Source organism: Cupriavidus sp. WS (genome assembly GCF_000395345.1).
Classification (GTDB): Bacteria; Pseudomonadota; Gammaproteobacteria; order Burkholderiales; family Burkholderiaceae; genus Cupriavidus; species Cupriavidus basilensis_B.
In genome coordinates, this window is sequence record NZ_AQPL01000557.1 from 1 (window position 1) to 5,358 (window position 5,358).

Genomic DNA, 5,358 nt, shown 5'->3' on the forward strand with positions numbered 1-5,358 from the left:
TTCAGCCGTTGACGTTAAGCAGTTGACTTTAACGTTAAGCCAAAGCCCCCCCTTAATCCCCCCCAAACTGCACCCTCAACAAATTCTTCTGCACCTTCCCCATCGTATTCCGCGGCAGTTCATCCACCAGATGCACCCGCTTCGGCACCTTGAAATTCGCAATCCGCCCCTTCAGCAAGCCGATCAGGCTGGCCTCCTCCAGCGCCGAGCCGGGCTTGCCCACCACCACCGCCACCACGGCTTCGCCGAAGTCGGCGTGCGGCACGCCGATCACCGCGCTCTCCGCCACGCCGGGCATTTCGTCGATGAAGCTTTCGATCTCCTTCGGGTAGACGTTGTAGCCGCCCGAGATGATGAGGTCCTTGCTGCGGCCGACGATGGTCAGGTAGTCGTCGGGCACCTTGCGCTCGCCGGACTGGCTGACGATGGCGCCGCCGAAGCGGCCGACGTCGCCGGTCTTGAACCAGCCGTCGGCGGTGAATTCTTCCTGCGTCTTCTCGGGCATGCGCCAGTAGCCCTTGAACACGTTCGGGCCGCGCACTTCCACGTTGCCGATCTCGCCGGGCGCGCAGGGCTTGCCGTCGCCGTCGACCACGCGCACCGAGACGCCGGGCAGCGGCTTGCCGACGGTGCCGCCGATGCGTTCGCCGTCGGCGGCGTCATACGGGTTGGAGACCAGCATCACGGTCTCGCTCATGCCGTAGCGCTCGAGGATGGTGTGGCCGGTGCGCGCGCGGAAGGCGTCGAAGGTTTCCATCAGCAGCGGCGCGGAGCCGGACACGAACAGGCGCATGCGGCGGCAGGTGTCGTCGTCGAAGCGCGGTTCCTGCAGCATGCGCACGTAGTACGTGGGCACGCCCATCATCACGGTGGAGCGCGGCAGGAATTTCAGGATCTGGGCCATGTCGAGGCGGGGCGCCCAGATCATCTTGGCGCCGGCCAGCAGCGCGCCGTGCGAGGCCACGAACAGGCCGTGCACGTGGAAGATCGGCAGCATGTGCAGCAGCACGTCGTCGCTGCGCCAGCCCCAGTATGCGTGCAGCGTCTTGGCGTTGGAGGCGAGATTGCCGTGCGTGAGCATGGCGCCCTTGCTGCGGCCCGTGGTGCCGGAGGTGTACAGGATGGCGGCGAGGTCGTCGGCGCCGCGCGCCACCGTGGAGAAGGTATCCGGCTTGCCGGCCGCGCGCGCCAGCAGCGAGCCGGAGCGGTCGTCGTCGAGCGTGAACACGTGCCGGGTGCCGTGGCGGAAGGCCACCTTGGAGACCCACGGGAAGTTGGCGCTGCTGCACACCACCACGTCGGGCTCGGCATTGCCGATGAAGTAGTCGATCTCGGCTTCCTGGTACGCGGTGTTGAGCGGCAGGTAGACGTAGCCGGCGCGCAGCGTGGCGAGGTAGAGGAACAGCGCCTCGGGTGACTTCTCCACCTGCACGGCCACGCGCGCGCCTTCGGGCAGCTTGAGCGCGGCCAGCAGGCTGGCCAGCCTGGCGGTGGCGCGGTCGAGGTCGTCCCAGCTGTAGTAGAGGCCGTCGTGGGTTTCGATGCAGCAGGCGCTGCGGTCTGCCGGGAAGCGGGATTCGAACAGGGCGAACAGGTTGGCGTTCATGTTGCGGAAGATATGGAACGGGATCGTCAGTAACATTGGCAATCGGGGGCCGGGAGCCCGGGAGATCGGCCCGAGAGGTCAATGAGGCGGTACGAGTGCGGTTTAGCGGACTTCATCAGGCCCGGACTTTCGGGCGGGCCGACAGCCGGCCATGATAGGCCCGCGGCTAGTGCCCGGTAAAGTGCGGCGCGCGCCGGGCCAGGAACGCGGCCACGCCTTCGGCGTGGTCGGCGCTGCCGGCGTAGCGGAAATGCGCGGCCAGTTCGTGCGCGCCGAGCGGCTCGGGCGCGGGCGCCAGGCGGCGGATGGTCTCCTTGTTGATGCGCGCGGCCAGCGGCGCGCCGGCGGCGATGCGCGCGGTGGCGGCGGCCACCTCGCCGGCCAGCGCGGCGGCCGGCACCACGCGCGTGAGCAGCCCTTTCGCGTGCGCCTCGGCGGCGTCGAACACGCGGCCTTCGAGCAGGATCTCCAGCGCCACCGCGCGGCCGGCCAGCGCCAGCAGCCCGCCCAGCTCGCCCGGCGCCATCGGGAAGCCGAGCCGGTTGATGGGCACGCCGAAGCGGCTGTCGGCGGCGGCGATGCGCAGGTCGCAATGGCAGGCGATCTCCAGCCCGCCGCCCACGCAGACCCCTTCGATCATCGCCACCGTGGGATGCATGCAGTCCGCCACCGCGGCCAGCGCCGGCGCGATGATCTCCATGTGGTAGCGGCGCAGCGCGGCGTCGTCGCCGCGCTCCTGCGGGAATTCGGCGATGTCGGCGCCGGCGGCGAAGTTGCCGCCGGCGCCGCGCACCACCACGCAGCGCAGCGAGTCGTCCGCCGACAGCCGCGCGAAACCCTGCGCCAGCGCGCGCCACATCGCCACCGAGATCGCGTTGAGCCTGCCCGCGTTGGCCAGCGTGACCGTGGCGATGCCGCCGTCGCGCGTGAATTCCACCGTGCCGCTCATGCCCTTGCTCCTGCCGTCATCACCATCCTCCTCGCATCGAACCAGCCGAACCGGCCGAATCAGTCTATCTTGGCGCCGGACTGCTGCACCACCTGCGCCCAGCGCTTGATCTCGGCGCGCTGGAACTGGGCGAACTGTTCCTGCGTGAAGGCCGGCGTGTCGGAGCCGTTGGCCAGCCAGACCTGCTTCATCTCGGGCGTGTTGAGCGCCTTCTCCACTTCGGCGTAGAGCTTGTCGACGATGTCCTTCGGCGTGCCCTTGGGCACCCACATCGCGTACCAGGTGGAGACGTCGTAGTTGGCCACGCCGGCCTCGGCCGCGGTCGGCACGTTGGGAAAGGCGGCCGAGCGCTTGGTCGATGCCACCGCCAGCGCCTTGATGCGCCCGGCGCGGATGTGCTGGGCCGACGAGCCGAGCCCGTCGAACACCATGTCGACCTGCCCGGCGATCAGGTCCGACAGCGCCGGCCCCGCGCCCTTGTACGGGATGTGCGTGATGAAGGTCTTGGTCTGCAGCTTGAACAGCTCGCCCGCGAGGTGGTGCGACGAGCCGTTGCCGGCCGAGCCGTAGTTGAGCTTGCCCGGGTTCTTGCGGGCGTAGTCGATCAGCTCGCCGAGCGTGTTGGCGGAGACCTTGGCCGGGTTGACCACCACCACCTGCGGCGGCTGCGCGATCACGGTGACGGGAATGAAGTCCTTCTCGATGTCGTAGTCGAGCTTCTTATAGAACGACGGCGCGATGGCGTGGTGCGCGCCGCCGATGAACACCGTGTAGCCGTCCGGCGCGGCCTTGGCGGCGATGCTCGCGCCCACCGTGCCGCCGGCGCCGCCGCGGTTGTCGATCACGAACTGCTTGCCGAGCTGCCTGGAAAGCTGCGCGGTCAGCGGGCGGGCGAAGGCATCGGTGCCGCCGCCGGCCGGGAACGGCACGATCACGGTGATGGGCTTGGACGGCCAGGCATCGGCCCGGACTGCCGGGGCTGCCATGCCGAGGGCCGCGCCGAGCGCGCAGGCCAGCCCGGCCAGTTGGAACTGACGACGTTTCATTGCTCTGTCTCCTGTGTCTTTTCTCTGCGGAAAGTCAAACGACGGAACTGCCACCACAACAAGGCGCCGGCCCGGCGAGGGGCCTTGCCCGGGACCCGGCCACGATCACAAGAACTTGCCCACGGCGCGGCTGATGCGCGGGTTGCCGTTGCCGAGGCGGGCCAGGTTGTCATCGAGCGCCTCGGGCACGTACAGGTAATTCACCATCATGCCGCACGACTGCGCGCGGCCCTTGCGCGACAGGTCGGCGGCCCAGTTCAGCCGCTCCACGCAGGCGCCGTTGCCGAGATGGAAACGCGCCACCGGGTCGGCCGGCATGCCGTGGTGGCGCTCGCGCACGAGGAAATGCGCGGCCAGCGCCAGCGCGGTGTCGCGCATCACGGCGTCTTCCCGGGCGCCCTTTTCGTGCTCGCCGTGCGCCGCGTCCGCGCCGGCGGCCAGCGCCGCCAGCCAGGCCGCGCCGTCGGCGGGCGGCTCGCCATGCTGCTCGCGCCAGCGCGCCAGGCGCTTGTCACCGAGCAGCGCGGCCACCGCAGCGCCGTCGCGCTTGCGCAGCCAGTCGGCGAAGCCGGGAATCGGCGACAGCGTGGCGAACTGCTTGAGCTTGGGAAACTCGCGCTGCAGTTCCTCGATCACGCGCTTGAGCAGGAAGTTGCCAAAGCTCACGCCGCGCAGCCCGGCCTGCGTGTTGGAGATGGAATAGAAGATGGCCCACTTGACGCGGCGCAGGTCTTCCAGCGGCGCCGCCTCGTCGAGCAGCGCATGCACGTTGGCGGCCATCTCCGGCACGAAGGCCACCTCGACGAAGATCAGCGGCTCGCGCGGCATGCGCGGGTGGAAGAAGGCGTAGCAGCGGCGGTCGGAGTCGAGCCGGTTGCGCAGGTCCGCCCACGAGGCGATCTCGTGCACGGCCTCGTAGCGGATCAGCTTTTCCAGCAGCGAGGCGGGCGAGTCCCAGGTGATCGGCTGCAGCTCCAGCAGGCCCACGTCGAACCAGTTGGAGAACAGCGCCTCGAGATCGTCGTCGAGCGGGCGCAGGCCCGGCATGCGCTTTTGCCAGCGCAGCATGTCGGCGCGCAGGCCGATCAGGAAATGCAGGCCGCACACGCTGTCGCCCTGCTGGCCGTGCAGCGCGGCGAGCCGCCTGAAGAAGCGGATGCGGGCGTTGGACAGCGCCTGCGACAGGTTCGGGGCGGCGGCCGCCTTGTCTGTGCCAGTCGCTGCGCCAGTCGCTGCGCCAGTCCCTGCGCCGGTCCCGGCGCCGGTCCCGGCGCCGTTGCCTGCACCGCTGCCAGCCGCTTCGGCGGCCTCGCCATTGGCGGCGACCTCGGCCAGCACGCCGAGCATGGCCTGGCGCGCGTCGTCGCCGGCCGCCTCGTATTCGGCGCGCCACGACTGCGCGGCGGCGTTGGCGGCGCCATCGGTCAGGCGCGCGTCGAAGCACTGGCGCAACTGCTCGCGCTGGCGGCGCAGCACGCGCGCCGGCAGCGGCGCCGGCGCGGCGTCCGCCTTGCCGTCGGCCCGGGCCGCGGGCTTGCCCGTGCCGTCGGCATCGCGCTCGCCCTTGCGGCCCCACCAGCGGCCGAAGCGCGACCACAGGGTGCCGCCCGCGGGCTCGGGGCCGGCCAGCGGCGCGCTGACTTTCTGTTCGCTGTTGAAGGAGTCCATGACGTACCTGCTATCGAACTGCTATCGAACGGTCGGACGATCAAAACGGTCAGGCATCGGACGAAGGCGCCGCCAGCCGGCGCGCGCGG

General features: G+C 70.1%; 4 protein-coding genes. All 4 read right to left on the reverse strand.

The window, feature by feature from the left end; all coding sequences use genetic code 11:
• Positions 1-52 precede the first annotated feature (52 nt).
• Positions 53-1,606 (reverse strand): malonyl-CoA synthase, encoded by a 1,554-nt coding sequence (locus K206_RS0134450; protein ID WP_029044417.1) that lies wholly within the window; start codon positions 1,604-1,606, stop codon positions 53-55.
• A 166-nt stretch (positions 1,607-1,772) separates the two neighbouring features.
• Positions 1,773-2,555, reverse strand: coding sequence for an enoyl-CoA hydratase-related protein (locus K206_RS0134455; protein WP_020206822.1), 783 nt, complete (start codon positions 2,553-2,555; stop codon positions 1,773-1,775).
• Between the two features lie 59 nt (positions 2,556-2,614).
• Positions 2,615-3,601, reverse strand: a complete 987-nt coding sequence (locus tag K206_RS0134460; protein ID WP_020206823.1) for a tripartite tricarboxylate transporter substrate binding protein — start codon at positions 3,599-3,601, stop codon at positions 2,615-2,617.
• A gap of 105 nt (positions 3,602-3,706) precedes the next feature.
• Positions 3,707-5,269, reverse strand: coding sequence for a malonyl-CoA decarboxylase domain-containing protein (locus K206_RS0134465; RefSeq protein WP_020206824.1), 1,563 nt, complete (start codon positions 5,267-5,269; stop codon positions 3,707-3,709).
• Positions 5,270-5,358: the final 89 nt, after the last annotated feature.